The organism is Halomonas sp. 707B3 (assembly GCF_024158645.1).
Taxonomy (GTDB): Bacteria; Pseudomonadota; Gammaproteobacteria; order Pseudomonadales; family Halomonadaceae; genus Vreelandella; species Vreelandella lionensis.
In genome coordinates this window covers 1-5,829 of the sequence record NZ_JAMZBE010000190.1, presented here as the reverse complement: position 1 = coordinate 5,829, position 5,829 = coordinate 1, and the positions used below count along the sequence as shown (strand labels likewise).

Annotated in this window: 5 protein-coding genes; 2 read left to right on the top strand and 3 right to left on the bottom strand. The window is 57.1% G+C overall.

What is annotated here, in order from left to right:
- The 3 genes from BIS10_RS16945 to BIS10_RS16935 form a co-directional block, all read right to left on the bottom strand.
- The coding region (locus BIS10_RS16945) for a MipA/OmpV family protein (RefSeq protein ID WP_253507038.1) at positions 1-738 on the bottom strand (738 nt) is incomplete at its 3' end.
- A gap of 336 nt (positions 739-1,074) precedes the next feature.
- Complete coding sequence (locus tag BIS10_RS16940) at positions 1,075-1,290, bottom strand: hypothetical protein (RefSeq protein ID WP_253507035.1); 216 nt, start codon at positions 1,288-1,290, stop codon at positions 1,075-1,077.
- Between the two features lie 378 nt (positions 1,291-1,668).
- Positions 1,669-2,928 (bottom strand): M20/M25/M40 family metallo-hydrolase, encoded by a 1,260-nt coding sequence (locus BIS10_RS16935; protein WP_253507032.1) that lies wholly within the window; start codon positions 2,926-2,928, stop codon positions 1,669-1,671.
- A 191-nt stretch (positions 2,929-3,119) separates the two neighbouring features.
- Between BIS10_RS16935 and BIS10_RS16930 the strand changes: the two genes are divergently transcribed.
- Complete coding sequence (locus BIS10_RS16930; RefSeq protein ID WP_253507029.1) at positions 3,120-4,346, top strand: YbfB/YjiJ family MFS transporter; 1,227 nt, start codon at positions 3,120-3,122, stop codon at positions 4,344-4,346.
- Positions 4,347-4,409: 63 nt separating this feature from the next.
- The coding region (locus BIS10_RS16925) for a sodium-dependent transporter (protein WP_253507026.1) at positions 4,410-5,829 on the top strand (1,420 nt) is incomplete at its 3' end.

Below are 5,829 nucleotides of genomic sequence, written 5' to 3'. Positions count from 1 at the left end.
GCCTTCCACAATCGGGCTATCAGAGGCGTTGCCGGTGAGATAAGTGGTGCCCACAAATCCTGTGGCGGTCCATTCCGGCGTTAACGCGTAGCTAAGCGTTGCGTTAATGCCTGCCCGCCAGTAACCGCCATCAGGTGTGTAAGCCGCTATGCCGCTGCGGGCGCTGTCTTGTGCCGAGACGCCAAAGAACGATTCTGTCCATTTTTCATTGGAGTAGCTCACACTCGGTGTCAGAGTGAAGAGCGTGCGTTCGCTCATGGGCAGGCGCAGGGCTGCTTCACCTGTGAAGTTAGCGCCTTCGACATCCCCCGTCACCGCCGTACTGCCCGCGACGCTGTAACGCCAAAGGCCTTGTTGATAGCTCAAGCGCAGGCCAAGAGTGGCACCGCCATCGACTTTCTCAAAGCGGCTGATGTCGCCTTCGTTATCGCGCCCGAAGGTATAGCCGATAAACGGAGAAGCGGTCCAGTTGCCCTGGCGAATTGCGTGCCAAGCAATACCGTCGCGCAGGTTGATGGAGAGCTGGTCGCCGTAGGTAAGATTGAGCACTGGCAGCGCTTGGATATCGTAATCGTCGCTACCCAGGTAATCAGGGGCGTAGGTGGCGCCAGCACCAAAGGTGCCTTCCCAGTTATCAGCTAACGCTGGTGTGGCCAAGGCGATGCCCAGCGCAGCCGCTAGCCAGGGGGCGAGGCGTTTTGCCGTGGTGGTTGTCAAAGGGGAGTGGCTCGTCGTCACGGGTATGTCCTGATAAGTTACAAACGTGCATGATTGTATGTTTTTGATTGAAGCAACTGCAAGGTGTCGTGTGTTTATCCGCCGATAAAGCAAAAACTTTTAGCGTTTCATATCCTATGTTAGATAACTCAACGGCTATAGGGCGCACTGTGTGCACATAACGCAGGGACGGCGTTACAAGGAAGTGCAAGCAGGGAGTGCTTGCGGCGCACAAGGAAGCATGAACAGGAAGTTCGTGAAGTAGGATTATGGAGGACCTGATGAAACCCCGGCCAGCAGTGGCCGGGGTTTTTTTATGGGCAAGCGGAGCACTCTCTGCTGCGTTGACAAGGGCCATTAACAGGCGTGGTGATAGAACAGGGCGCTTAGCTGGCTCATGGGGGCCGATACCGACGTTTGGCAACTTAAACAGCGCAGCACCACGCTGTCTTTACCGGTGCCTTCAAAACGAAACCGATTTAAGTATGGTGTGGTGGCTGATTCTGCATTACCGCAGTGGCGGCACATAATATCCACACCATGGACTGTCGAGCTAATCATGATATGTCGCACGCTGACCTCCTACCGCTAGGGGGTGAATGGGTTCAGGCGTGGTAACGTCCGTGTAGAAATGCATCACTATGGGTGCCAAAAAAGTATAGGCAGCAACCTAGCAGAGCGCTACAAAAAGCATCCCTGGGTGGTGTTTTCCCTTGAAAATGCACAGACCAAAAAAATTAATCAAAGTGCTGCTATTTCTATCTCAGGTTAATGTATTTGACACATATAAGGTTCAAGGTAGGCAGTAACACAAGGAGAGGTGTTAAGGAGCAGGAGCAAGCACGGAACGCTTGCAAGACCAGGGATGCACGAACAGGAGGTTCGTGAAGAAGGATTACGGAGGAGTTACTACTACCCCGGCCAAGCATGGCCGGGGTTTTTTTATGCCGTTTAAGCGGAGGCTTCTTCGTCGCTTTCGGGCTTGGCGCTGCCTTGGTGGGCAAGCGGGCTGGCTTGGTCTAAACGGGGATGGTTATCCAAGAACTCCCGTTTGAGATCCGGCACGGCATCCAGCGCTTGAATGGTGTGGTGCAGCGCATGAATAGCGGCCAGCACGTCCTGAGTATTGCCGGTTTCCGAAATGGTGTGCATGTTGCGGATCGGGAAACCCATGGAGGTTGCTGCGCTATCAATGGAGGCCAGCACGCCCGCCATGCCGTCGGTGCCGGTATCTACACCCACAATGTCTCGCTGCATGGGGATGTCCTGCGTTTTCGCGGCGCTGGCGATGATGCGGTTGAGCTGCTCGCTGGCAATAGAACCCACCGACAGCGTAAAGCCTTTGCCCATCTCCAGCGATTGCATGCGCTTGTCGCCAATGCCAGGGGCGGCGACGTAGTCGTGATTTACATCCACGCCAATCAGCGCATCGGGCTTGAGTTCACCGGCCAGCACGCGGCTGCCGAAGCGGCCAATCTCTTCGTAGCTGGCAATGGCAAACATCACCCGCACTTTTTCGGTACCGCCCGCTTCGGCGATCAAGCGCGCGACTTCCGCCGTCACAAAGCATCCCAGGCCGTTATCCAGATACGCGCCGTAGAAGGTGTTCGGGCTAAAGCCAGGGCGAATGGGGCGGTTGAAGATAATCGAATCGCCCGGGCGCACGCCCAGGTTCAGCACCTGCTGCTTCTTGTTCTCGCCGTGAATCTGCAGGTCGAGATAGATCTGCTCTTTCTTAATGCCTTTGCTGCCATCGCGCTGGGCGGGGTCAGAAAAGTGGATAGCACCAAGCGCTTCCACCGTGCCGCCTTCAATGCTGCGGTAGCTGCCGGGGGCTTCCGGGTCTTCGCTGAACAGCGTGACTTCATGGCCGATCAATACGCCGGGCAGGAAGGAGTCGGTGTTAATCCAAATCTTGCCATCTTCACCAATCGAGCGAACCTGCATGCGGATTTTGTCCGCATGGCCGATGATCATCAGCTTGAACATATCATCGCGGCCTGGGTGGGTATCCAGCACCACGCCCGCATTGCCTTTAAACTGGTGCAAATGCCAGTCGCTGGGAGCGAAGCTCTCGAAGTAGGGCTTCAGCACGCCGTAGGTCATCGCGCCTTCCAGGCCAACAGGGCTGGGGGCCGCCAAAATATCGCGCATCAGTTTGAACTGCGCGTCGGGCATCGGTTGCGTCCAGGGTTTTGCAGTATCGCTCATCGTGCTTACTCGCTTATGACGGTGGTGAAACGTGAGAGTTAGTCTGCCAGATTCCGAGCACTAATGCGCTGCTTCCACATGCCACGTTTAGCCGATAGTACGGCGCTGGTTTCCGCGTATGATGGAAGATAGCTGGCTATCCATTGAAGCCACACTACCACAACAAAAATAGTGACGACGAGGGAGTGTCCATGCCTACTGCAAGCGTTCAGGCCCAGCGCTTTAAAGTGCTGTTGGCGGGGGTATTTAGCCAAATTTTATGTATCGGCATTGCGCGGTTTGCCTATACGCCGCTACTGCCGGTGATGCAGCAGCAGAGCTGGATTAGCGACGCCGATGGCGGCTGGCTAGCGGCGTTGAACTACGCAGGCTATATGCTAGGAGCGGTGCTGGCGGCCTCTATTCGCACGATTTATCTCAAAGACACGCTGTTTCGCATTGGCTTAGTGCTGGCCGTATTAACCACCGCCGGTATGGCGCTGACCGAACACTTTTGGGTATGGGCGGGGCTGCGCTTTTTGGCGGGGCTCTCCAGCAGTGGCTCGATGCTGTTGGCGTCAGGGCTGATTTTGCACTGGCTGATTCAACACCGTCAGCGGGGCGAACTGGGCATCCACTTTGCAGGCGTTGGCATTGGCATTGTGGTGGCGGCTTTAGCGGTAGAACTGATGCTGGCGCTGGCAATGAACTGGCAAGCGCAGTGGTGGGGCTTTAGCGCGTTGGGGGCGGTGCTGCTGGTGCCTGCCTGGTGCTGGTTACCGCGCCCGGTGAAACCGGTGGTAGGCAGCGCTGCCAGTCATCAAGCACCTGCAACGCCGCCTAGCCGCACCTTTATGCGTCTTATGCTGCCTGCCTACTTTTGTGCGGGCTATGGCTATGTGATCAGCGCAACGTTTTTGGTCGCGATTGTGGAGCGCGAACCGCTGCTGGCTGGGGCCGGGAACTGGGCCTTTGCGTTGGTGGGGCTGGCCGCAGCACCCGCCGTGATGCTGTGGGATTTAATCGCGCGGCGGATTGGTTACTTAGGCGCGCTGATTGTGGCCATGCTGGTGCAGGTAGTAGGCATTGTGCTGCCTGCGATCAGCCCAACGTTACCGGGCGTGTTGATTAGCGCAGTGCTCTACGGCGGCACGTTCCTGGGCTGCGTCAGTTTAGTGCTGACCATGGCGGGTAGGCTGTACCCCGCCAGCCCCGCCCGCTTGATGGGACAAATGACGTTGGCCTACGGCGCAGCGCAGATTGTGGCCCCTGCGCTCACCGGCATGCTCGCGGAAGCCTCTGGTCATTATTATGTGGGCCTATGGCTGGCTGGTGGCTTTGTAGGGGCCGGGGCGCTGCTGTTGGCGTGGTTGCGCAGAGTGGATCAAACCGCCCAGCGGCTAGATGCCGAGGCAAAAGCAAGCTATGCCACGCCGTGATACGTGGGCTTTCGCAGCAAAATCCACTAGGATAGGCGCTTTTTTCTGACAGGGTGGAAGGTCATGGCGTCTTCTGGGCAACCTCGCATTCAGTGGCTAGGCCGCTGGGGCTTTATGTTGGCAGCCACCGGCTCGGCGGTGGGGCTAGGCAATATCTGGAAATTCCCTTATATCACTGGGGAGTATGGCGGTGGTGCCTTCGTACTGGTCTATTTAGCGTGCATCTTAGCGGTGGGCGTACCGGTAATGATGACCGAAATTGCGTTTGGTCGCCGGGGGCGTGGTAGCCCCATTGATGCTATTTGCCGTGTAGTGAATGAGTCTGGCCGCTCCTCTATGTGGTCGCTGATTGGCTGGATGGCCATGCTGTGTGGCTTTATGGTGCTATCGTTTTACGTCGTGGTGGCCGGCTGGTCCTTCTCCTATTTATGGAAAATGCTCACCGGCGGCTTGGCGGGCACCAGTGTGGACGAGATGGCGGCCGTGTTTGGTGCCAATAACGCTAACCCCATCACGCTGGGTGGCTGGAGTACCCTGGTCACGCTGCTGACCATGATCATTGTCGGCAAAGGCGTTCAGGAAGGCATCGAGAAAAGCGTTAGCTGGATGATGCCGGGGCTGGTGCTCATGCTGATGTTGTTGATTGGATTCGGCATGTTTTCCGGCGGTTTCGGCGACGCGGTTGATTTCCTGTTCTCCTTTAAGGCGGGCAGCCTCTCTAGTGAAGGGATGCTGGCGGCCTTGGGCCACGCTTTCTTTACGCTCTCATTGGCATCGGGTGCCATCCTGACTTACGGCAGCTACCTGCCTAAAGGTGCCTCCATTGGCCGCACGACGCTGAGCGTGGCCGTGGCGGATACCGTGGTGGCGCTGATGGCAGGGTTAGCAATTTTTCCGGTGATTTTTGCCAACGGCATGGACCCTGGTGAAGGCCCAGGGTTACTGTTTATGAGCCTGCCGTTAGCGTTCCAGGCGATGCCGCTGGGCACGCTGTTCGGAGCGCTGTTCTTCTTAATGCTCTCCATGGCCGCACTAACCTCCTCAATTTCCATGGTGGAAGCGACGGTCTCTTGGTTGTGCGATAACAAAGGCATGAGCCGTAAATCCGCCTCGTGGGCCACCGGTATTGTGCTGTGGCTGATCAGCACGCTGGCGATGCTGTCGTTCAACCTGGGCGCTGATTGGACGCTGGCAGGCAAGAACTTCTTTGATTGGCTGGATTACCTCACCTCCCGTTGGATGATGCCGCTGGGTGGCCTGGGCATGGTACTACTGGCCGGTTTTGTGCTGAAAAGCGAAACCTTCCGCGACGAGCTGGGGCTGGCGCCGCTTCCCTATACGCTGTGGCTAGCCATGGTGCGCTACGTGAGTCCGCTGGGTATTTTGGTGATTTTTGTCGATGCCCTTGGCCTGTACCAAGTCTCTTTTGCTGCCCACTGGCCGGTGCTGCTAGCGCTGCTGGTCCTAGTGGCGGTGGTGGGCG

What these genes read in the sequence shown, in the direction of transcription:
- BIS10_RS16935 (WP_253507032.1), bottom strand. Translation starts at nt 2,928, where the DNA reads ATGAGCGATACTGCAAAACCCTGGACGCAACCGATGCCCGACGCGCAG.
- BIS10_RS16930 (WP_253507029.1), top strand. Translation starts at nt 3,120, where the DNA reads ATGCCTACTGCAAGCGTTCAGGCCCAGCGCTTTAAAGTGCTGTTGGCG.